This is a genomic window from Alishewanella sp. HL-SH06 (genome assembly GCF_052656265.1).
On record NZ_CP199752.1, the window covers coordinates 898,586 to 920,384 of the forward strand.

Below are 21,799 nucleotides of genomic sequence, written 5' to 3' on the forward strand. Positions count from 1 at the left end.
TTAAGCGGTATTTAAGTTATTTAGCCAATGGGTTGAGCTGTTGCAGCTACTTGGGCTAAACGTGCTTGCAGCGCAATTCTGACATGCTCGGGGACAAAGCTCGAAACATCACCGCCATGACGACAGACTTCTTTGACCAAGGTGGATGAGATAAAGGTATTTTTTTCAGAGGGCGTCATAAAGATGCTGTCTAATTCCGGGTTTAACGAACGATTCATACTGGCTAACTGAAACTCGTATTCAAAATCAGCAACCGCACGCACACCGCGGATCAATACTTGCGCTTGTTGTTCTTGGCTAAACTTGGCGAGCAAGCCAGAAAAGCCAATGACACTGACATTAGAGCAATCTTTAAATGCCGCTCTAGCCAGTTCTACACGCTCTTCTAAAGTGAATAACGGTTGTTTACTTGGGTTAGACGCCACTGCCACGACGACGCTATCAAAGAGGCGGGCAGCACGCAAAACCAAATCAGCATGGCCATTGGTCAGAGGGTCAAAAGTGCCAGGATAAATAGCGCGGATTTTCATCTATGGGTGGTCCTCGGCCAGCGCACGCAAAAGCGTGGCTGGTAATTACATTCAGTTTGGCGTTACTATAACAAAATACTTGCTGATTAACAGAAGCTCGCACGACGTAATGGAAAAGAAGTTAAGAACCAAAGACCGCATTTTACAGGCCAGTATTGCCTTATTTAACGAAGTAGGTGAACGTCAAGTTACCACTAACCATATCGCTGCACACTTGGGCATAAGCCCGGGTAATTTGTATTATCACTTCAGAAATAAAGAAGATATTGTGCGGCAGATCTTTCGCGAATATGCCAAATTACTCGATACACGGATCAAACCTCCTGCGCAGCCTGAACAGGCACTGGATTTACTGACCGACTATCTTGATGCGGTGTTTGAGTTAATGTGGCGTTTCCAGTTTTTTTATGCCAATTTGCCGGATATTTTGGCGCGCGATCCTGCGTTACAGCAAGATTACTTGCACGTACAACAAAACGTGTTAGCACGGGTCATGGCGGTGATTAAGGGCTTAAATGACGCAAAGGTGATTGCTATCGAGCCCAATGATATCCGCGACGTAGCGCATAATATCAAGTTGCTGGTGAGTTTTTGGATCAGCTATTTAAAAACCCAAGCACCGTTAGCGGCAGTCAATAAGGCTAATTTATATCGCGGCGTACTAAAAGTTCTCTTGTTGTTTAAGCCTTATGCCACGGCAGAAGCATTACCCGATTTTCGGAAGCTACAGCAGCATTATACCGATTTAGCCGGTAGCGATGAATTTGCTGCCGATTTGTAGGCTTTTCTTTACAGCTTGGCGGCGCTGCCGTCGAGCTGCTTCACGTTGAACGCTGCAGTCACCGCACTAAATCTTTACAATAGCGAGTTCAACAGCTTAATTCCTGCCCAATATTGCCAGAGGAGGCTTTATGCGCAATGGCGCTTTTCTGCACCATCTAGAACAACAACTCGAAGAGGTGAAAGCAGAAGGTCTGTACAAAGCAGAACGTATCATCACATCGCAACAGCAAGCCGATGTGACGGTTGGCTCGCAACAGGTACTCAATTTCTGTGCGAATAACTATTTAGGGTTGGCCAATCATCCTGATCTGATTGCTGCCGCCGCGGCCGGTTTGCAAAGCCATGGTTTTGGTGTGGCATCGGTGCGCTTTATCTGTGGTACGCAAGATATTCATAAAACCTTGGAAGCCAAAGTGAGCGAGTTTCTTGGTACCGAAGATACCATTTTGTATTCTTCTTGCTTTGATGCTAACGCAGGTTTATTTGAAACGATTTTAGGTGCTGAAGATGCGATCATTTCTGACGCACTGAATCATGCTTCTATTATTGATGGCGTGAGGTTGTGTAAAGCGAAACGCTATCGTTATGCCAATAACAATATGGCCGAATTAGAAGCGCAATTAAAACAAGCCGACGCCGACGGTGCGCGCTTTAAACTCATTGCCACTGATGGTGTCTTTTCGATGGATGGCGTCATTGCCGATCTGAAATCAGTGTGTGATCTGGCCGATAAATATAATGCCATGGTCATGGTAGATGACAGTCATGCGGTCGGTTTTGTTGGTAAAAACGGTCGCGGTACTCACGAATATTGTGAAGTAATGGATCGCGTTGACATAATTACCGGCACTTTAGGTAAAGCCTTAGGTGGCGCCTCAGGCGGCTATACCTCGGGTAAAAAAGCCATTATTGATTGGTTACGGCAACGTTCACGGCCTTATTTGTTCTCGAACTCTTTAGCGCCCTCTATTGTTACCGCGTCAATTAAAGTATTAGACATGCTGGCGCAAGGCGATGAATTGCGCGCGCAGCTATGGCAAAACGCTAATTATTTCCGTGAGCAAATGACGGCGGCAGGTTTTACGCTGGCCGGTAAAGATCATGCCATCATTCCGGTGATGTTAGGGGATGCCAAGGTCGCGGCAGAAATGGCAAAACGCATGTTGGCAGAGGGGATCTATGTGGTGGGTTTCTCCTTTCCCGTGGTGCCAAAAGGCCAAGCGCGGATCCGCACACAAATTTCAGCAGCACACACAAAAGCGCAATTAGATAAAGCCATTTCGGCCTTTATCCGAATTGGTAAAGACATGGGCGTGATCGCATAAGGCGGGGCGTAGTAATGAAAGCATTAGCAAAGTTAAAAGCAGAACCGGGTATTTGGCAAACGGAAGTTGAAAAACCAGAAGTGGGCCCGAACGATGTGTTAATTCGCATCAAGAAAACCGCTATTTGCGGCACCGATGTGCATATCTTCAAATGGGATGAGTGGGCGCAAAATACCATTCCTCATGGCATGGTTGTTGGTCATGAGTATGTGGGTGTGATTGAAGGCATGGGCTCAGAAGTTCGTGGCTTTAGCATAGGCGATCGCGTATCGGGCGAAGGCCATATCACTTGCGGTTATTGCCGTAACTGTCGTGCTGGTCGCGTGCATTTATGCCGAAATACCATAGGTGTGGGCGTTAACCGTACCGGCTCTTTTGCCGAGTATTTAGTGATCCCTGCTTATAACGCCTTTAAACTCGCCGACAATATTCCAGACAACATCGCGGCAATCTTCGATCCGTTCGGTAATGCGGTGCATACCGCATTGTCATTCGATTTAGTGGGTGAGGATGTGCTAATCACCGGTGCTGGTCCTATTGGTATTATGGCGGCTGCCGTAGCTCGGCACGTCGGTGCACGCCATGTGGTGGTGACCGATGTAAACCCTTATCGCTTAGAACTCGCTAAAAAAATGGGCGCAACCCGTGCCGTAGATGTGAGTAAAGAAAACTTGAAAGATGTGATGCGCGAACTGGGCATGACCGAAGGCTTTGACGTCGGTTTAGAAATGTCAGGTGTGCCGTCTGCATTTAGCAGCATGCTTGATACCATGAACCACGGCGGTAAAATTGCCATGCTGGGTATTCCACCCAGCTCAATGGCGATTGACTGGAATAAAGTTATTTTTAAAGGTTTAGTGATTAAAGGCGTTTATGGCCGTGAGATGTTTGAGACCTGGTACAAAATGGCCAGCTTAATTCAATCAGGCTTAGATTTAAGCCCGATTATCACTCATGAAATGCCGATGGAAAACTACCAAGAAGGCTTTGAGATTATGTGCTCAGGCCAATCGGGCAAAGTGATCTTAAACTGGTCTTAAGGCTTTTGCTGTGTACTAAAAAACACAGCCAACTGCATTACACAGAGCGAGCTTCGGCTCGCTCTGTTATTTCTCGCTGCTGTTGCAATAGCGCTAAAATATCGGCGCTTCGAGTCAGCACACGTAATTGCTGAAACAACTCACTGGCTTGTGGATATTGCAGTTTTAAATAGCTAAACCACTGTTTTACGCGGTTGGCGTAATACTTACCTTTCTCGCCCGACATTTCAAATTCCGAATAGCGCATTAATAGCGCGAGTACCTCAGGCCAGGGTAATGGTGGCTGTTTTAGTCGAATATGTTGAGCTAAATTCGGCATCGCTAAGGCACCACGGCCGAGCATAATATCTTGGCATTGGCTTTGCTCTTGGCATAACAAAGCCTGTTCGGCATTCCAGATCTCACCATTGGCGACTAATGGGATAGCGACCTGTTGTTTAATTTTCGCGATCCAAGGCCAATAAGCGGGTGGGCGATAGCCATCTGATTTAGTGCGAGCATGAATGGCTAAACTACTAGCACCCGCCTCGGCGATGGCGCAGGCATTAGCAATGGCTAAACGGGTATCTTCGTAACCTAATCGAATTTTAGCTGTCACTGGAAATTCAGCTGGTACCGCAGCACGTACGGCTTTGACAATACGATACAACTGCTCGGTATCACGCAGCAGAACAGCACCGCCACGGCTTTTATTAACGGTTTTTGCAGGGCAACCAAAGTTTAAATCGACACCTGGCGAACCTAACTCGACGGCACGCACGGCGTTTTCGGCTAACCAGTCGGGCTCTTGGCCCAATAACTGAACGCGTACAGGTGTGCCGGCAAGGGTTTTACCGCCTTGTAATAACTCAGGGCAAAGCCGCGTAAAGACCCGGGTAGGCAGTTTTTGATCGACAACACGGACAAACTCGGTAACGCATAAATCATAACCACCAATAGCAGTGAGCATTTCGCGCATCAAGTGATCGACAACACCTTCCATCGGTGCCAAGATAATTCGCATATTAGGGGGTTACTTTATCGTTGTTTCGTTGACGTCGGCAGCGCTCTGAGCAATAACGCACTTCGTCCCAGTGCTGCTGCCATTTTTTCCGCCAACTAAAACTGCGTTGGCAGACGGGGCAGATTTTTTCAGGTAAATGACATTTCTTATGCGCCATTTTAAACGCTATAAATGGTATGTAAATCTTGGCGATGCAGCAGTTCCGCCAGTTCAGGTAATTGCAGCGGCTCTAGCTCCAATACATCGAGGATGGCGCTTTGCTGGCTTTGCCACTCAGGATCTTGATGAACAGCGAACAATTGTCGGCTTTCACCACTAAAATACTCAGCAATCTTTAACAACGCAAAACGTTGTTGTTCTGCTGAGTTGTCAGTTGCCAGGATTAAAGGCGTGCTATGGTGATATGCAATTACATTGCACAACATGTCTGACAGCCCCCAAGATTCGGCAATCAAATAACCTAATACTTCATGGCTGGTGTGAAAACGTGGCTCTTCAATTTCACTATAGTGTTGTTGCTGTTGCAGGCCTTGCTGCATGATTGCGGCATAGTCATTGCGCTGTTGGCTAATTAAGGCCATGCCGGCATTGCGAAACAGGCCCAGAGAATAGCAATCATCTTGGACGTGTTGGCTAAAATTCAATTGTTTGGCGAGTGTCATGGCAATATTGGCAGTGTGCAAGGCGTTATTCCAGAGCTTTTGATTAAAAGCATCTTGGCGCCCGTCTTCCAAGGTAAAGCGTAATAACACACTGCGCGCCAACATAATCACACGGTTTAAGCCCAGGTAGCGGCAGGCTTGCTCTATAGAGGTGATTTTATTTTTCAGCCCAAAAAAGGCAGAGTTGACTACTTTTAAAGTAAAACCCGCAGTACCGATATCCAGTGCGATTAGGGCTGCAATACGATTCAGATCAGGATCCTGACTGCTAAGTTGTTTTTGAATATGCTGCAAAATTTGCGGCTGCGGTGGAATGGTGAAACCTTGTAAGGCTTGCTCAATTAAGCCCATATTGATTGCTTGAACCATGCCGCTACTCCGCGTGCTTGTTAAAACGGTTTAATGTTGCTGTTATGAATCGAGGTAAGGACGACCAAGCATCAATTGCTGTGCCAGTTGTTGTTCAGTTTGCTGCTCTGTAAGTTGCAAATCGTTAAACTGCACATCAAATTGCAATAATTCGTCATCCGGTAAATTCACTGCAACCAGTTTATCGGGTACCTGACCGACCTGACGATAAGCATTAATCGCTACTTGAGCCGCTTGTTCCATTAATACTAAGAATTGACCTAACGGGTATTCTTGAAAAATAGCGGCATCAACATGTGCCCAACCTAATAAATCGCCGCTGATACTGCCATCAGCATGATCCGTAAATAGCATAGACACTGCAGCACACTCGGGGTTTTCACCCGGTTGAAATTGTTCTACATCGTCGGCAGAAAATAATAAAACATAACCAAATCCTGGGCAGCCTTCAGCATCCATTTCGTCGAACGAGGCATCGTACAACAAGAATAAGCGATTATCAGACATGGCACCTTCCAGGCAATTCAACAAAGCGCACATTGTACCTTAGCCTGCGCTTGTGCTAAAGCCCTGTCTGAAAATCAACACCTAACTAAAATCTGCTGTTAAGGGGACGGGCATTTCTAAGAGCATTGCCAATAAGTTAGTCATCGCTTGTTCTGCGTCACTGAAATGTTTATCAGCAGCGATAGTAACAAGTACGGCTTGCCACAGTTGTTGTTTAACTTTGGGAGCAGCGTTGATTAGCATAGGTAAAGCAGCTGTTAGTGCTTGGTAGTCGGTAACGGGTTTTGCCGGCACCTTGGGCAAAGCCAGTTGCTGCCAAGCGGCATGCCACGCGGGTTCGGCTTGCTCAGGCCCAGCGCAGTCGGCTAGTGCGCTGAATAAGAGAGTTAATTGGGGCTGTAACTGCGCCAAACTGTGCGAATGCGCGCGATGATGTACGTTTTTAGCGCTGAACTGACTGGCGACACTATGCTGAATAAAATTTAAACATAGCCAAGCTTGTAAGCTGGGGTTGTTGGCGGTTAATTGTTGTAGCAGCGCTGAAAATTGTTGAAATTCAATGGCGCTGAGTTGTTTCAGGGTAGGGATCGTCAGTTGCAGTAATTGCACCTGTTGCGCCAGTGGTAAACGGCTCACCTCATCGGCCAGTTGATCCACTTGTTGTAAAAGAGTGGGTGATCCTTGGTTTTTAATCATAGCTAATTGTGTAGCCAATTGCTCTGGGGTCAGTAACATGGCACAAACAATGGCTTTAGCGGGTAATAGCTGATGGCTACTTTGGCTTAATAGCAACGGCAGGGCAGCGAGCATGCTCTGACGCGCGGATAATGCTGGCGAGTCGCTCGTGGTTTGTTCTGCACTGGTTTTTTTGGGGCTCGTTGTTGCCGCGAAACGACCATTCCAAGTGGGATCTAAACGTTGGATACGTTTTGCTAAAGGCGGATGAGTGGCAAAGATACTGGTCCAGCGACTCAGTGCTTCGCCAAAAAAGAGATGGCTCATTTCATCCGCGTTCGGGTGGTTAATTTTTGAGCCCGCTTGATAGCCGCCAATCCGTTTCAAGGCGCCACTGATACCCAAAGGGTTCCGGCTAAATTGAACCGCAGAAGCATCCGCTAAATATTCGCGTTGTCTACTTACCGCAGCCTTAATTAAATTACCAAAAAATGAACCTAGATAGCCGATCACCACTAAACCAATGCCAAACAGTAATAAGCCACCAGCATTCTTATTGCGTGTGCGGCTACTCATCAGTGCGCTGCTACCGCGACCAGAGCGCAATAAATAATAGCCAATATGACCAATAAACAAGATGCCATTTAAAATGGCAATCAAGCGGATATTCATCCGCATATCACCATTTAAAATATGACTAAATTCATGCGCGATAACGCCTTGTAATTCGTCTCGGCTTAGTTGTTGCAAGCTACCTTGGGTGATACCAATCACCGCGTCAGACTGGCTGTAACCGGCGGCAAAGGCATTGATACCGCTTTCAGGTAGCAAATAAACGGGGGGAACAGGCAAATTAGCCGCTAGGGCCATTTCTTCTACTACATTCAGTAAACGGCGCTCTGCACTATCGGCGGTATCAGGGGTTACCCGAATACCACCTAGCGCCTCGGCAATAGTGCGGCCACCTTGTTTTAGCCGCTGCCACTTAGCCGTAATGGCTAAACCGACCACGGCAATGACCACTAAACTGATACTGCTGATCACTTCCCATGGCAGCATAAAGCTGCTTTGTACGTCTTGCACAAAACCCAGGCTAATCATCACCAGCAAGTTAGTTAGCACAATCAGCGACAACACCGCCATACCAAAGATCACCACCAACAAACGGGTATTGCGACGTGCTAAATCTTGCTGCTGAAAAAAGTTTGTCGCCATTATTTAAAAGCTAACTTTCGGTGCCGCTTGAATGGCTGCGCTATCAGCAAATTCTAATAACACCGCATCTTTGCTATGCCCAAAACTGGCTGCGAAAAACATCGGCGGAAAGCTTTGCTTGTAGCTGTTGTAGTCTGTCACCGCGTCATTAAACGCTTGTCTGGCAAAGGCAATACGGTTTTCTGTGCTGGTCAGCTCTTCTGATAATTGCTGCATATTCTCGCTGGCTTTTAAGTCAGGGTAAGCTTCCATCACCATACTAAAGCGCGCCATTGAGCTTTGTAATGCCCCTTCAGCAACCGCCAGTTGACCAATTGCTCCGGCATCGCCTGGATTATTGGCGGCCACTTTTAGCCCCGCTAACGCGGTATTTCTTGCTGCTATCACCGCTTCCAGTGTGTCGCGCTCATGTTTCATGTAGCCTTTCGCGGTTTCGACTAAATTTGGGATTAAATCGTAACGACGTTTCAACTGCACTTCGATTTGTGCGAAGGCGTTTTGAAAACGATTTCTGAGTTTTACCAGCTGATTAAAGATGCTGATGATGTAAAACACCAGAGCCGCGATCAGCGCTAAAATGATAAGGGGTGCCATAGCCTACTCCAACAATATATTTGGTTTATTGTTAACGAAGGTTTAACTGATTGTCCAGCAGTTCTTCGGTTAATGCGTGTAAAGTTTGTTATCAAGGCTGCTATTCACAAAGCGCTGCGCTATGATAAGGCCTTTTCTGAATGAGGTGAAAATGAGCGATTTTAAACGTATCTCGGTGGCAGAAACCCAACAGCTGATCATGCAGCAAGCCATTATTGCGGATATCCGGGATGAAAACAGTTTTGCTGCCGGTCATATCGAAGGCGCTTATCACTTAACGAATGGCAGTATTGTGCAATTTATGCAGCAATTTCCGTTTGAGCAGCCCATAGTTGTAGTATGTTATCACGGCAATTCTAGCCAAGGTGCTGCGCAATATTTAGCACAACAAGGTTATGAAGAGGTGTACAGCATGGACGGTGGTGTTGCAGCTTGGCGTGCCGAGTATCCGGTTGTCACTGATGACAATGCATAAGTTTGTCGCGTTTGAGTCGGCTATTCCTGCGCGTTTATTTGCAGACTATTGCACCAGCAAAGGTTTGCAGGTAGAGCTGGAGCAGGAAGGCCAAACAACCACCTTAGCCGCACCTGCTGAGCAACTGAGCCAAATTGAGCCATTATTAAAGCAGTTTTTGACTGAACCCGATCACGCCCGTTATCAAGCCGCCGCTTGGCAACAAAGCCGAACCATAGCAACAAGTGGTAAGCGGCCCAGTTTGCGTTGGTCACAGTTACTGCAATCTCCTGTTACCTCACTCATCGTGCTGTTGGTATGCCTCATATATTTATGGCAACAACTCAGTTTTCAAGCGGCCAATAGCGCTCTGATGTTAACAGAACCGGCGCAAATTTGGCGTTGGATAACACCAATACTGCTGCACTTTTCGCTAACGCACATCGTGTTTAATTTGTGCTGGTGGTTTTTGCTTGGGCAAAAAATCGAACAGCGAGCGGGCAGTGCGTTGCTTATTCAATTAACCTTGAGTAGTGCATTATTATCAAATGGTTTGCAGTTGGCGTTAGTTGGCCCTGATTTTGGTGGCTTATCTGGCGTGGTGTATGCACTGTTTGGCTATTGTTGGCTGAGTGATAAGTTGGCCGGAAAACACCATTACCCGGTGACCGATGGTTTAGCGGCGTTTATGCTGCTGTGGTTAGCGTTAGGATTTATGGATGTGCTATGGGTTAATATGGCCAATTGGGCACATTTAGGCGGGTTGGCGTGTGGCCTAATTTGGGCTGTATTGCGTCATTCAAAACAGCCCGTGTAAAGCGGGCTTATTGGTAAAGATACTTTGTAAATAAAATATCTTGCACCATGGTTTGGCCGGTTTCCCGTTTCAATACCACTTTTAACTGTTCAAAAATCTCTAAACGGATTTCTTCACGACCGGTAATTGATTTAATTTTTTGTTCAGGCTGTTTACTTAAAATACCAATAATGGTGTCTAAGATCATCGGCTCGTGATACTCGATCACTGAGAGCATTTCTTTATTTGGCAGCATCAACTCAATGGAGACTCGCACATAGCCTAAACTGCGGCGATTTTCCGAGACAAAATTCGTCACGATATCCGGCTCAAAACCGTAATAAACCACTTCGGTAGTTGTTTGTTGCGCCGCTGCAGTACCAGACAGCAACAGGGCGAAGCATAGACTTTGCAGAATTGATTTCAAAGGCAGAAATTCCGTAACCGTAAAGAGATAACGTGTTTTAATAATATCAGCAGATCCTGAAATCACCTAGTGCACGGGCAATTTGAGCTGAAAAAAATTTAAGCAGTTGCTATGATGCGGCAACTTTTTATAAGGGCTTGATAGCAGAAAACGATGAGTGTTGTTTTATCATTAGAAGAGGCTTGGCAGCATGCGGCCACGTCGCTTTTACCCACATCTTTAGCGCCTTGGCTGTTAGAGTCGGGTTCTTTAACCGCCAGATTAAAAGCGCACAGTACGTCTTTTCGCTTACAAGTTATTGCCGAGACTACGGCTGTACTGCCGCATTTTCTACAAGCGAGTTTTCCAAAGCCAGTGCAGCAGTGTGTGTGCCGAGAAGTATTAATGTGGTGTGACGAACAACCTGTCGTTTATGCTCAAAGCTGGTTACCGGAGCAAAGTATGCAGCACATCCAAGCCTTAGTTGCGCTAGGCGAACAGCCGCTGGGCGAGTTGCTATTTCAATTTGATGATGTCAGAAGAAGCGCTATTGAAGTCGCACAATTAGCCTTAACTAAAGGTTTTGCTGGCGTGGCACCGGGGTATTTTTGGGCGCGACGCTCGGTATTTTCAGTAGCAGAGCAACCGTTATTGGTTGCAGAAGTCTTTTTGCCCGGGGTACTAAATTTATGAGTTGGCAGTTACGTTGGCGACAGCGGGCTTTTTACAGCCAGTTAATGCGACTAGATAAACCTATTGGTATTTATTTGCTGCTATGGCCAACATGGTGGGCGCTGTGGCTCGCAGCCGAAGGTATACCGTCTTTTAGCATGTGGCTGGTTTTTACATTAGGGGTGATTTTAATGCGCTCAGCCGGTTGCGTGATTAATGATTACGCTGATCGTAAAGTCGATGGTCAGGTAGAACGCACGAAAAACCGACCGCTTGCAACTGGCGCGGTCACTGCCCGCGAAGCGTTACAATTGTTTGTAGTACTGCTGGTGCTGGCGGCTAGCTTATTGCTGTTTCTCAATAGGGCCACCCAATTATTGGCATTAGTGGCCGTGCTACTGGCCAGTTGTTACCCCTTTATGAAGCGCTACACTCATTTACCGCAAGTGGTTCTAGGTGCGGCTTACAGTTGGGGTATTCCGATGGCATTTATGGCCTATCAGGGCGAGATCCCCGGTTATGCTTGGGCGTTGTATTTAGCCAATTTATGTTGGACAGTGGCTTATGATACCTACTATGCGCTGGTCGATCGGCCAGACGATTTACAGATTGGCGTAAAATCTACTGCGATTTTGTTTGGTGCCTTCGCGTTACCGATTATTGCCGTGCTGCAGCTGATCTTCTTAACTTTATTAAGCTGGATTGGCTGGCAGTTATTATTAGGTTGGCCGTATTATCTGGCTATTGTTGCTACGCTACCGGCTTTTGCTTACCAGCACTGGTTAGCGTATAACAGCAGGCAAGGTGCTTTTAAAGCCTTTTTACATAACCACTATGTGGGTTTAATTATTTTTATTGGGCTTTTTGTGAGCTTTGCTCAACAAAGCCTAGGGGGATTTGCATGAAAGCATGGTTACTGAGTTTCTGTTTGTTATTAACCAGTTGTGCCGCGATAACGCAGACGACGCTGCTGACTTTTCCCGCTGCGCGTTTGCAGTTAGACTCGGTAACAGTGCCGGTGCAGTTGGCCAATACCCCTGCGTTGCGCGCCCAGGGTTTGATGTTTCAACAACAGGCTGAACCCGGTATGTTGCTGCTTTATACCGAACCACAAGCAATCAGTTTATGGATGCGTAACACCAGCATGCCGTTGGATGTTGCTTTTATTACCGAAGATTGGACCATCCACCATATTCGTCAGCTGCAGCCATTTGATGAAACGCCGGTACCCTCTGAGATTGCCATTATTGCGGCATTAGAAATGCCGCAAGGTTGGTTTGCTGCACAAAACCTAGGTAAAGGTACTCATGTACGTTTACTGGCCGCAGAAGCAAAACCTTAAATGTTAATTAGGCGGATCAATGTGTCCTTGCAGGCTATTATTGCGTCTAAACCAACCGGCAATACTGTAACGCTCGTCTACGGCCGGTAATACTTGATGCGGGAAACGCTCGCTTTCGAACAAAATTAAACTGCCTGCCGTTGGCACAATACTACTGATAAGTTGACCCTCTTCGCTAAACAGTTGTAGTTCGCCACCTTGGCTGACCGTATTCAAATAGCTTACGGTGGTCAGCACCCGGTTAGAGCGGCCGCGGAATGCGTCAAGGTGTTTGTGATAAAAGTCGCCTTGGCTATAACGCGCATAGTGACACTCAAAATCAAATAACCCTAAAAAAAATGCCCGATTAAACGCCTGTTGTAAGGCTTGCATTAATTGCAGGTACTGTTGTTGCGCGGTGCTTTGCCCATCAAACCACGCCGTTTTATCACGCCGAATGTCTGCATTGATGCTATGCGCTTGCTGTCGTCCTACGCCCGCCTGCTGCAACTGTTGTTGCTGCAAATCCGCTAATAGCGCTTGATTTAAAGCCGCAGGCACAAATTGAGGGGCTAATACCCATCCCTGTTGGTTAAATTTGTCCAATAAGGGGGCAAATTGCGCAGGGTCAATGCTGAACATGATGAATCTTCTTGGCAAGAATAACGGGGCGCTAGTTTGCCATAGTACTGAGCCAGACGGTAGTTATTGGCGTATGCTTAAGCAAGGTTTATCAGGAGATCCGATATGCGTATTTGTATCATGGCGGCGGCGTTATTGCTGGCCGGTTGTAGTCAGTCGGTGCAGCAGTATCAAGCCGAAACACCCAAGCTTTCGTTAAAAGAATTTTTCTTAGGCAGTGGCAAGGCTTATGGGGTACTGCACGATTGGCGCGGTAAGCAAACATTACGCTTTACTGCAGACTTGTGCGGTGAGTGGCAGGGTGATAAAGGTGACTTATATGAAGTCTTTTATTTTAGCGATGGCCGAGTTGAGCAGCGGCATTGGCAGTTAACGCAATTTGCCGATGGTCGCATAACCGGTTCTGCAGGGGATGTCGTGGGTGCAGCAAATGGCCAGTTGGCCGGTAATAGCCTTTATTGGCAGTATGTATTGCGTATTCCGTATAACGGTGATGAATTAGATGTTACGGTGAAAGATTGGTTGTACTTGGTGGATCAACAAAACCTGATTAACCGCACAACAATGCATAAGTTTGGGATTAAGGTGGCGGAATTAACCTTGTCTATTCAACAGCTAAATCCGCAAGCCAGTTGCAGTAACCTTAAACAGCAGGTTGCTGAACTGGCCAATAAAAGCTTGAGCCGCTAGCGCGCCGCTTAGCGGCGCGGTTGTGGGAACTTGTCGAAAATGTTCGCAACAACCTGAGCCATTGCTTGGCGTGGCTCTTCTAAATCTTGTCTTTTTAACACGCCTTCAGCAACCCCTTCCCACACCAATTGCTTACGTGCCGCATCAACCACGTCGATATTAACGGTGCCAATTTTGTAACGCACGGTTTCTACTTCTTTTTGATAGTAAGGAAACGGGCTGTAAAAACCACGACGGTAGTGGTAATAGCTATAAGGCGCAAGCGCGGCAGAAGTGGTGGTGCGAATATCAGTGCGTTGCTCCACGTTCGAATTAAAATTGACTAATAACTGCGGGCTTTCTTCAGAAAAGCGATAACCTCGTGCGGTCATTTCAGCTGTGACCGCGGCTTTCAGATGTTGTGTCACCAGCGAAGTATAACCGCCCCGGTCAGTGGCTAACTCGGTCATAAAGCCAAAGGTTTGGTAATTAGCCAGGTTGGCATCGGGGGCTTGATCTGAGCGTACGGTAGGGCCAGTCGCGCAGGCACTAAGGAGCAGCAAACTGCCCGCTGTTACTAGAGTACGCCACATGGTTGAAAAAGATTGTCTGTTCATAAACACCTGCTTACCGTTACTGAAATAAAGTATTTTACTGCAAAATGCCCAAGTGCGATCAGCACTTAGCATCGACTGGATCTGGCATTATCTGCACAGGGTATGACTGTTAAAACTACTTAAAGGTTCCTATTATAGCGAATTGCGCCATAATACTGAGCCATAGTTATCATACACTGCGCCGACCTTGGCGTAAGGCATGGTGCAAAAATATTTCGAGGCCAACATGCTGTTAGTGTAAATAGTCGAATATTCTCGCCGATGCTTGCAACATCGATCGCTAACATTAGGCTATAATCGACAACTCACTTAACCACGCTGTCTTTGCCAGTACCCTTAGCAGGATCTTTATGAATCAAAAAGCGAATAACTTTCAATTAATGCGCGAATTATCGTTATATCAACAAGCCGCGATTGCCGCGACGTTAATGGAAAGAATGTTACCGAACTATCAGTTGTTTGCTGAAGTAAGCGAGTTTGGTGACAGCAAGTTGTTACGCAATATTTTAGATCTGTGCTGGGAATGGTTAACGGTAAAAAAAGTTAAAATTAACTTTGAGCGTTTAGCGGAAGAGCTAGAGTTGGTGACGCCAGAAGTGAATCATTTTGATATGTTCGGTGTTTATCCGGCGGTTGATTGCGCCACGGCGTTAGATATGATGTTAAATGGTATTTGTCAGCTAGATGCCGCAGAGTTTCTCAATGTTGCTAAAATTTCGCAAGCGACAGTGGCGCGTTTAATTGAATACAACACGGTTGATGAAGATATTACTACCGAAGCCGAGTTGAAGAAGATTGTGCGTGAAGATCCGCTAATGTGCTATGAAATGGAGTGTTTAGCTGAGCTTATCGCGTTAGTAACACCGATGACCGTGATAGGTCGTGAGCAAATGCAAAGCCTTAAGGCCTGGGTAAAAGAGCAGGGGCTGACCAACTTAGCAATGGAATTGCCCCAAAACCCGTCATCAGCCTCTTAACCATAAGCGATACGCTAACTGACCGGCGATATTCTCTTTTAATAAGCGCCAATTCGCCGGTATGCTTTCTAATGTCAGTTCCTTTTCTGTTTCCAGATAAATCAGCGCATTTTCAGCCAACCAACCTTGTTGTTCTAATGCTACACAGCATGGCTGCGCTAAATTCTGACGAAAGGGTGGGTCAATCAACACTAAATTATATTGGCGTAGCGCCGGGCGTTGTAACCACAATAAACAATCTTGATTTAACACCTCAGCGTTGCTGGCGTCGAGTTGGCGTAAATGCTGCTGTAATTGTTTAGCCAAGTTGGGCGCCTTTTCAACTAAGGTTACAAAGGCCGCATGCCGCGATAGGGCTTCTAAACCTAAACTGCCACTGCCGGCGAAACAATCTAGCACAGTGCTTTGTGCAGTATCGTGCATCAACCAGTTAAATAGCGTTTCTTTTACTCGATCGGTGGTTGGGCGCAAACCCAGAGCATCGGCTACCGGCAGCTTTTTACCGCGCCATTTGCCACTGATAATTCTGACAAAGCCAGGTTGTGCTGCCTTAGCCGCATGCGTTTTCAGTTGTTTCATCTATTGCATTTTGCCTTGCTGATAAAGGTGTTAGTATAAAGCCAATTTTATCCTAGTTTTCCGACTCTGACACAAAAGCATATGACAAAACAAAATAAACTCTTCTCCTGGTTAGGTTTTGGTAAAAAAAATACCCCCCCGGCCGATGCCCCTGCGGCGGATACCAACAAAAACGATGCAACGCCTACGGCAGTTGAACCTGCTACTGAGCCTTTGTTAACGCCCACCCAGCCTAACGCCGATAACGCACCAGAGACGGCTGCTGCAGAGCCTGCCGTAACGGATGCCACTCCAGCATCTGATCTGCAAGCACTGTCAGAATCACCTGATGTGACGGCGGCATTAAAGCCAGCAGAGCGTGTTGCAGAGCCGACACCTGTCGAACCCGCCTCTATAAAACCTGATGGGGTAGAGCAAGTTGCCACGAAACCTCAAGCCGAAGTGGAGACTTCAAGCCAGCATGCTGCAGTTTCATCTGATGTTGCAGTCAGCGATGAAAACAATGCAGAGCCCATCGCTGCCGCACAGCCACAGAAAAAACCGGGTTTTTTCACACGTTTAAAACAAGGCTTAGCAAAAACCAGCCAAAACCTCGGCGCCGGTTTAGCGGGTTTATTTGTCGGTAAGAAAATCGATGAAGAGTTGTACGAAGAATTAGAAACGCAGCTATTACTGGCTGATGTGGGCATGGACACGACGCAAAAGCTGATTAAACAGCTGACGACACATGCCGATCGCAAAGCATTAAAAGATGCCGGTTTATTATTTGATAAACTGCAACTGGATATGGCAACGTTATTACACGATGTGGAACAGCCTTTAATCCCCGAAAACAGCAGTGGCCCCTTTGTTATTTTAATGGTTGGCGTTAACGGTGTGGGTAAAACCACCACTATCGGAAAAATGGCACAGCAATTTAAACAGCAAGGTAAGAGCGTAATGTTAGCCGCTGGTGATACCTTTCGCGCCGCTGCGGTAGAGCAATTGCAAGTGTGGGGAGAGCGTAACAAGATCCCCGTTATTGCACAGCATACCGGTGCCGACAGTGCCTCTGTTATTTTTGATGCTTATCAAGCGGCTAAAGCACGTAAAGTGGATATTTTAATCGCTGATACTGCAGGGCGTTTACAAAACAAAGCGCACTTAATGGAAGAGTTGAAGAAAATCGTACGCGTGCTGCAAAAAATTGATGTGCAGGCACCACATGAAGTGATGCTAACGTTAGATGCTGGCACCGGCCAAAATGCGCTAAGCCAAGCCAAGTTATTTAATGAGGCTGTGCCGCTAACGGGCATTAGTTTAACTAAGCTAGATGGCACAGCCAAAGGCGGGGTGATTTTCGCAATTGCGGATCAGTTTAAAGTGCCGATCCGTTTTATCGGTGTAGGCGAAGCCATTGATGACTTGCGGCAGTTTGCAGCTAAAGATTTTATCCGGGCGTTATTTAATAAGGACTAAACCGCATGTTGCAGTTTGATCATGTCAGCAAAAGTTATCCCGGCGGTTTTGTGGCGCTTGAGCGTATCAATTTCCGCATCGCCAAAGGCGAAATGGTGTTTTTAACCGGCCATTCTGGTGCGGGTAAAAGTACCATTTTAAAGCTGATTAGCATGATCGAGCGCCCTAGCACCGGGCGGGTGATGATCAATAATATTGATTTAAGCCGTTTAAAGCGCAGCCAAGTTCCTTATGTTCGCCGTGATGTAGGTATTATTTTCCAGAACCACCGCTTATTAATGAATCATACCGTCTTTGATAATGTCGCCTTACCCTTAGTTATCGAAGGCTTTACGGGCAAAGAGATGGTTAAACGTGTGCATGCCGCTCTCGATAAAGTAGGGCTGTTAGATAAGCAACGTTGTTTGCCTGAAACCTTATCAGGCGGTGAGCAACAACGTGTCGGCATTGCTCGGGCGGTAGTAAATAAGCCGCCGCTGTTACTCGCAGACGAGCCTACCGGTAACCTTGATCCCGAATTATCACGCGATATTATGCAAGTCTTTGAAGCCTTTAATCAGGTTGGTGTGTCTGTATTGGTCGCAACCCACGATTTGGGGCTGATTGCGCGAATGCGTTATCGTACTTTGACCTTAAAGCAAGGGCGCATGATCAACGATGATCTGAACCCAACGAGGATTCAAGTATGAGTATTTTGTTCAGTGGCCGCGCTACGGGAGCGAAGGCTAACCGTATTAGCTTGGTGCGCCGTTTTCTGATGTTTTTTGTGCATCATATCCGCCAAGCTTTAAGTAGCTTAGGTGAGTTATGGCGTACTCCTGCGGCCTCGTTTTTAACCATTATTGTGCTGGGGCTCAGTTTAACCTTACCGGTTACGTTGCACTTATTGGTCAAGAACGCCCAGCAAATCAGTAATAGCTTTGCTAAAGCTGCTGAAATTAATTTATTTATTCGGGAGGACGCATCGGCGGCGCAAATTCAAAGCCTGCAAACTATTTTAAAAGCCGATCCACAGATCACCGCGGTTAGGCATATCAATAAAGCCGATGCGATGGCTGAATTTCAAGCCGCCTCTAGCTTTGGTGAAGCCCTGAATTACCTGACAGAAAATCCGTTGCCAGATGTGTTAGTGGTTATGCCCGCGAACACTGAGCCTGCGGCAGCGCGGGCCTTAATGCAACAATTAGCGGCTGAGCGCATCGTTGAGTTCGCTAAACTGGATTTGGAGTGGCTAACCCGCTTAGAAGCGGTGGTGCGCTTGATGCAGCAAGCGGTGATTGCTATCGCATTACTTTTGCTCAGCGCAGTTCTGTTTATTGTGAGTAATACTATTCGTTTATCGATTATCAGCAAACAAGCTGAAATTGAAGTGATGAAATTGGTCGGCGCCACTGATAGTTTTATTCAGCGCCCCTTTTTATACACGGGTTTATGGTTTGGTGTGCTAGGCGGCTTATTAGCGTTTTTGGTGTCTGAAACCTTGCTTTGGGGTTTACGGGGAGCCATCAGTGATATCACCAGTCTTTATCAGAGCGACTTTCAATTACAGGCGATGAATCTATACGAATTTTTCGGTGTTATTTTACTGGCGGTATCCTTAGGTGTTGGCGGTTCTTACCTTTCGGTACGCCGACATATTCGGGCGATTGAGCCATCTGGCCCATAGTACTAAAAGTGCTTAAAAAGTTATTAGTTATAAAAAGCAGATCTTAAAAAAGCTGATCTAGGATTAGCACTCTCTCGTAAAGAGTGCTAATATCTCTCCATAGTTTGTTTTAAGGATGCGCAAAACCATGACACAATCAGCTTATATGCCACTTTCTGTAGCTGCCAGCGGTAGTCTGGAAGCCTACACTCATTCTGTTAGTTCAATTCCAATGCTAACGGCTGAGCAAGAGCGCCATCTGGCAGAGCGTCTTCATGAAGACGGCGATTTAGAAGCTGCCCGTCAACTTATTATGTCTCACCTACGCTTTGTAGTGCACATTGCGCGTAGCTATTCAGGATATGGCTTACCGGTAAGTGATTTAATTCAAGAAGGCAATATTGGCCTGATGAAAGCCGTTAAGCGTTTTGATCCAGCAGTAGGCGTACGCTTAGTGTCTTTTGCTGTGCACTGGATTAAAGCCGAAATTCATGAATATGTGCTGAAAAACTGGCGCATTGTGAAAATTGCCACTACTAAAGCCCAGCGTAAATTATTCTTTAACCTGCGCAAATCGAAAAAGCATCTGGGTTGGTTTAACCAAGACGAGGTAAAAAACGTTGCTGAGTCGCTAGGGGTAGCCGAGCACGAAGTGCGTGAAATGGAATCTCGTATGAGTAACTACGATATGCCGTTTGATGCCCCCGATGAAGATGATGATAGTAGCTACACGGCACCAGTGTATTATCTGCAAGATAAAAGTTCTGATCTGGCCGAGCAAGTAGCCGATGAACAGTGGGATACTGCCGCAGTGGATCGTTTACAAGCAGCTATGCGCACTCTTGATGATCGCAGCCAAGATATCGTGCGCGCACGTTGGTTAGACAATCAAAAACTCACTCTGCAAGAGTTAGCTGAGCGTTATCAAGTGTCTGCTGAGCGAGTTCGCCAGCTAGAGAAAAACGCCATGAAAAAGCTGCATCAAGCTTTAGTTAGTTAAGTTTTTTGTGCTGTAAAGCAGCACTAAAAAGATAAACCCGCGATAATCACTGAGTGATGCGCGGGTTTTTATTAATTAATTATCTGGTTCATTATTAAGCCTTTTCGCCGTTGGCGAGTAACTTTCTTTTGTTTCGCCAAAAGAAAGTCACCAAAGATATTATAGGCTCACGTTGCGGCAAAGCCCGTTAAATTTTGCCCACCCAATGCGACGAGGTAACTCGCTCGGCGCTACCGCTTCTCACTCAAACACCCCTCGTCTTAACACCTTGAGCGCGCAAACTTGCTCGGCTTACAACGTAATGGGATTAACAGCATAGACACTTCGGATTGATGCGGGCGACAACAGCGAAGTAAACTTTGGCTGGAGACGTCTTTTTCAGGGATGAAAAAGAGGAGCGTACAAGGATGTATTTAAAGCGTGCTCCAGCCGAAGCTTTACGCAGCGTTTAACGTTTTCGCCGTTGGCGAGTAACTTGCTTTTGTTTCGCCAAAAGAAAGTCACCAAAGATATTACAGGCTTACGTTGCGGCAACGCCCGTTAAATTTTGCCCACCCAAGGCGACGAGGTAACTCGCTCGGCGCTACCTCGCCTCGTTCAAACACCCCTCGTCTTAACACCTTAGGCGCGCAATCTTGCTCGGCTTACAACGTTATGGGCGAATAATTAAAGGGTGTTTTCAAAGACCCTATCGTTAAAAGTGGTGTTAACAGCAAAATATGATGAGTGGATTTAATGACCAATTTAAAAACGTTTTTCAGTATTTTTAGATCATTCACATGGCTTTTTTAGTTCGGTTTCTAACCATGCCAGCAGCATTTTGCCATCTTTATCAATTCGAATGGGCATGGTTAACTCTTTAGGGTGATATCGGATCCCTGCATTCACAAAAATACTGTTTTCAACAATTGCCACTGCTTTACAGCCTGCATTTTGCAGTTTGACGTAACTGGACATCATTTCTACGATAGCATTATGGACAATACCTGCAGATTCTTCAGGGTTTTGGAACAGTACCCACTCATCCATGCTCGATGCCAATACCAGAATATCATGGGTAAGTTTTCTCACCCCTTCGATGTTAAACCCTTGCGAGTAATCACAGAAAATAATCTGTCCATTGACCGACAGTGAATAATTACCATGCGCGGTGTCCATAAAAGTTACCCTACTGACGTTACGAAAAGGTTTACACAGCAATCGATTAATACATCATACAAGGTGCATAAAATTACCCATGTCAAATATAGAGCAGTTTGCTTGTAGCGTTAAAGCAACGCTCATCGATAAGGCGTTTATCATAGTACTTATCAGCAAAATTAAGTTTAGCTAGAGCACATCGGAGCGGCGCCGATAGCACCATGCTAGATATGACACTCGTAGCCCTCGGTAGAAACTTTCTTAACATTGCCTTGGCCGCAAGCTGCTATTGCCATTGTTGCATGCTTTTTCACTAATTCCGATGAGGTGAACGTGTCTTTGTTAAGGTGAGCGGCGCAACCATTAATGAAAACAAAAGTAGCCAAAACTATGCCTATTTTTAAAATATTATCTATTTTGTTCAAATCACTTTTCCTTGTAAAAAAAACATAGCACTGTAACTTGTTGCTAGCCAAGCGACTGCAGGCCATGCATTTAAAACCACCTAATGTTTTGTATTTGATCCTAAATGACGATTCATCATGATTGCCTTATCTTAAGTTCAACCTTGCTAAGTTAAAGAAGACCCCATACCCACCCTCAGCGTGTAAACGTCAATGTTTTTGGGAGTAACAGTAATGAGTACTCTGTTCTAATGTACACAATACAGGGGATAACAATAACTGAAGGAGTCGAACCTTCGAGGCATGCCCCTACACC

General features: G+C 46.2%; 26 protein-coding genes. 14 read left to right on the forward strand and 12 right to left on the reverse strand.

From position 1 onward, the window contains the following. Positions 1-20 precede the first annotated feature (20 nt). Positions 21-530 carry a pantetheine-phosphate adenylyltransferase gene (gene coaD, locus ACUJFK_RS04055; RefSeq protein ID WP_445426158.1) on the reverse strand — a complete coding sequence of 170 codons (510 nt, stop codon included), beginning with the start codon at positions 528-530 and terminating at the stop codon, positions 21-23. Between the two features lie 109 nt (positions 531-639). Between coaD and ACUJFK_RS04060 the strand changes: the two genes are divergently transcribed. From ACUJFK_RS04060 to tdh, 3 genes are all read left to right on the forward strand, one after another. After that, positions 640-1,311, forward strand: a complete 672-nt coding sequence (locus ACUJFK_RS04060; RefSeq protein WP_226749400.1) for a TetR/AcrR family transcriptional regulator — start codon at positions 640-642, stop codon at positions 1,309-1,311. A gap of 130 nt (positions 1,312-1,441) precedes the next feature. Beyond that, on the forward strand, positions 1,442-2,638 hold the full coding sequence (locus ACUJFK_RS04065; RefSeq protein WP_226749401.1) for a glycine C-acetyltransferase: 1,197 nt from the start codon (positions 1,442-1,444) through the stop codon (positions 2,636-2,638). A 14-nt stretch (positions 2,639-2,652) separates the two neighbouring features. After that, complete coding sequence (tdh, locus tag ACUJFK_RS04070) at positions 2,653-3,678, forward strand: L-threonine 3-dehydrogenase (protein ID WP_226749402.1); 1,026 nt, start codon at positions 2,653-2,655, stop codon at positions 3,676-3,678. Between the two features lie 37 nt (positions 3,679-3,715). Here tdh and dusC read toward each other — a convergent pair whose 3' ends face one another. From dusC to ACUJFK_RS04100, 6 genes are all read right to left on the reverse strand, one after another. Then, entirely contained in the window at positions 3,716-4,681 is a 966-nt protein-coding gene (gene dusC / locus ACUJFK_RS04075) for a tRNA dihydrouridine(16) synthase DusC (protein ID WP_445426159.1), read from the reverse strand. A gap of 1 nt (position 4,682) precedes the next feature. After that, positions 4,683-4,838 carry a DUF2256 domain-containing protein gene (locus tag ACUJFK_RS04080; RefSeq protein ID WP_226749404.1) on the reverse strand — a complete coding sequence of 52 codons (156 nt, stop codon included), beginning with the start codon at positions 4,836-4,838 and terminating at the stop codon, positions 4,683-4,685. 1 nt (position 4,839) lies between these two features. Then, positions 4,840-5,712 (reverse strand): HDOD domain-containing protein, encoded by an 873-nt coding sequence (locus ACUJFK_RS04085; protein ID WP_445426160.1) that lies wholly within the window; start codon positions 5,710-5,712, stop codon positions 4,840-4,842. A 42-nt stretch (positions 5,713-5,754) separates the two neighbouring features. Beyond that, positions 5,755-6,219, reverse strand: coding sequence for a hypothetical protein (locus tag ACUJFK_RS04090; protein WP_226749406.1), 465 nt, complete (start codon positions 6,217-6,219; stop codon positions 5,755-5,757). 81 nt (positions 6,220-6,300) lie between these two features. After that, positions 6,301-8,109, reverse strand: coding sequence for a M48 family metallopeptidase (locus ACUJFK_RS04095; protein WP_445426161.1), 1,809 nt, complete (start codon positions 8,107-8,109; stop codon positions 6,301-6,303). A 3-nt stretch (positions 8,110-8,112) separates the two neighbouring features. Beyond that, positions 8,113-8,703, reverse strand: a complete 591-nt coding sequence (locus ACUJFK_RS04100; RefSeq protein ID WP_226749408.1) for a LemA family protein — start codon at positions 8,701-8,703, stop codon at positions 8,113-8,115. Positions 8,704-8,854: 151 nt separating this feature from the next. Between ACUJFK_RS04100 and glpE the strand changes: the two genes are divergently transcribed. Next, positions 8,855-9,178, forward strand: coding sequence for a thiosulfate sulfurtransferase GlpE (glpE, locus tag ACUJFK_RS04105; protein WP_445426162.1), 324 nt, complete (start codon positions 8,855-8,857; stop codon positions 9,176-9,178). Beyond that, on the forward strand, positions 9,165-9,974 hold the full coding sequence (glpG, locus tag ACUJFK_RS04110; RefSeq protein ID WP_445426163.1) for a rhomboid family intramembrane serine protease GlpG: 810 nt from the start codon (positions 9,165-9,167) through the stop codon (positions 9,972-9,974). The genes glpE and glpG overlap by 14 nt, the downstream gene beginning before the upstream one ends. Before the next feature lie 7 nt (positions 9,975-9,981). Here glpG and ACUJFK_RS04115 read toward each other — a convergent pair whose 3' ends face one another. After that, positions 9,982-10,380 (reverse strand): flagellar basal body-associated protein FliL, encoded by a 399-nt coding sequence (locus ACUJFK_RS04115; protein WP_226749411.1) that lies wholly within the window; start codon positions 10,378-10,380, stop codon positions 9,982-9,984. A 153-nt stretch (positions 10,381-10,533) separates the two neighbouring features. Here ACUJFK_RS04115 and ACUJFK_RS04120 point away from each other — a divergent pair, with 153 nt between their 5' ends. Genes ACUJFK_RS04120 through ACUJFK_RS04130 form a run of 3 tightly spaced genes read left to right on the forward strand, consistent with a single transcriptional unit; the run spans position 10,534 to position 12,373 of the window. Continuing rightward, positions 10,534-11,052: a chorismate--pyruvate lyase family protein gene (locus ACUJFK_RS04120; RefSeq protein ID WP_445426164.1), complete on the forward strand. Its 519-nt coding sequence runs from the start codon at positions 10,534-10,536 to the stop codon at positions 11,050-11,052. Continuing rightward, positions 11,049-11,936, forward strand: a complete 888-nt coding sequence (gene ubiA / locus ACUJFK_RS04125) for a 4-hydroxybenzoate octaprenyltransferase (protein WP_445426165.1) — start codon at positions 11,049-11,051, stop codon at positions 11,934-11,936. The genes ACUJFK_RS04120 and ubiA overlap by 4 nt, the downstream gene beginning before the upstream one ends. Continuing rightward, positions 11,933-12,373 carry a DUF192 domain-containing protein gene (locus tag ACUJFK_RS04130; RefSeq protein WP_445426166.1) on the forward strand — a complete coding sequence of 147 codons (441 nt, stop codon included), beginning with the start codon at positions 11,933-11,935 and terminating at the stop codon, positions 12,371-12,373. The genes ubiA and ACUJFK_RS04130 overlap by 4 nt, the downstream gene beginning before the upstream one ends. A gap of 3 nt (positions 12,374-12,376) precedes the next feature. Here the strand turns inward: ACUJFK_RS04130 and ACUJFK_RS04135 are convergent, their stop codons facing one another. Further along, on the reverse strand, positions 12,377-12,994 hold the full coding sequence (locus tag ACUJFK_RS04135) for a 2OG-Fe(II) oxygenase (protein ID WP_445426167.1): 618 nt from the start codon (positions 12,992-12,994) through the stop codon (positions 12,377-12,379). A 105-nt stretch (positions 12,995-13,099) separates the two neighbouring features. Here ACUJFK_RS04135 and ACUJFK_RS04140 point away from each other — a divergent pair, with 105 nt between their 5' ends. Then, the gene (locus tag ACUJFK_RS04140; protein ID WP_445426168.1) at positions 13,100-13,684 is read left to right on the forward strand and encodes a DUF3833 domain-containing protein; all 585 of its coding nucleotides are present in this window, start codon (positions 13,100-13,102) and stop codon (positions 13,682-13,684) included. 8 nt (positions 13,685-13,692) lie between these two features. Here the strand turns inward: ACUJFK_RS04140 and ACUJFK_RS04145 are convergent, their stop codons facing one another. Further along, positions 13,693-14,280, reverse strand: a complete 588-nt coding sequence (locus ACUJFK_RS04145) for a DUF4136 domain-containing protein (protein WP_226749417.1) — start codon at positions 14,278-14,280, stop codon at positions 13,693-13,695. A 350-nt stretch (positions 14,281-14,630) separates the two neighbouring features. Here ACUJFK_RS04145 and ACUJFK_RS04150 point away from each other — a divergent pair, with 350 nt between their 5' ends. Further along, positions 14,631-15,257 carry a YjaG family protein gene (locus tag ACUJFK_RS04150; protein ID WP_226749418.1) on the forward strand — a complete coding sequence of 209 codons (627 nt, stop codon included), beginning with the start codon at positions 14,631-14,633 and terminating at the stop codon, positions 15,255-15,257. On the opposite strand, the gene rsmD is transcribed toward ACUJFK_RS04150, so the two are convergent. Next, on the reverse strand, positions 15,246-15,836 hold the full coding sequence (gene rsmD, locus ACUJFK_RS04155) for a 16S rRNA (guanine(966)-N(2))-methyltransferase RsmD (RefSeq protein ID WP_445426169.1): 591 nt from the start codon (positions 15,834-15,836) through the stop codon (positions 15,246-15,248). The two genes, ACUJFK_RS04150 and rsmD, sit on opposite strands and share 12 nt — an antisense overlap. 81 nt (positions 15,837-15,917) lie before the next feature. Between rsmD and ftsY the strand changes: the two genes are divergently transcribed. The 4 genes from ftsY to rpoH all read left to right on the forward strand — a co-directional run bounded on the left by ftsY (position 15,918) and on the right by rpoH (position 19,939). After that, on the forward strand, positions 15,918-17,294 hold the full coding sequence (gene ftsY / locus ACUJFK_RS04160) for a signal recognition particle-docking protein FtsY (protein WP_445426170.1): 1,377 nt from the start codon (positions 15,918-15,920) through the stop codon (positions 17,292-17,294). 5 nt (positions 17,295-17,299) lie between these two features. Continuing rightward, positions 17,300-17,983 (forward strand): cell division ATP-binding protein FtsE, encoded by a 684-nt coding sequence (gene ftsE / locus ACUJFK_RS04165; RefSeq protein WP_226749421.1) that lies wholly within the window; start codon positions 17,300-17,302, stop codon positions 17,981-17,983. Beyond that, a complete protein-coding gene (ftsX, locus tag ACUJFK_RS04170) occupies positions 17,980-18,960 on the forward strand; it encodes a permease-like cell division protein FtsX (protein WP_226749422.1) in 981 nt (326 codons plus the stop codon). Before ftsE ends, ftsX begins: the two co-directional genes overlap by 4 nt. A 127-nt stretch (positions 18,961-19,087) precedes the next feature. Beyond that, the gene (gene rpoH, locus ACUJFK_RS04175) at positions 19,088-19,939 is read left to right on the forward strand and encodes an RNA polymerase sigma factor RpoH (RefSeq protein ID WP_226749423.1); all 852 of its coding nucleotides are present in this window, start codon (positions 19,088-19,090) and stop codon (positions 19,937-19,939) included. Positions 19,940-20,710: 771 nt separating this feature from the next. On the opposite strand, the gene ACUJFK_RS04180 is transcribed toward rpoH, so the two are convergent. Further along, positions 20,711-21,097, reverse strand: coding sequence for a hypothetical protein (locus ACUJFK_RS04180; protein ID WP_445426171.1), 387 nt, complete (start codon positions 21,095-21,097; stop codon positions 20,711-20,713). Between the last annotated feature and the right edge of the window lie 702 nt (positions 21,098-21,799).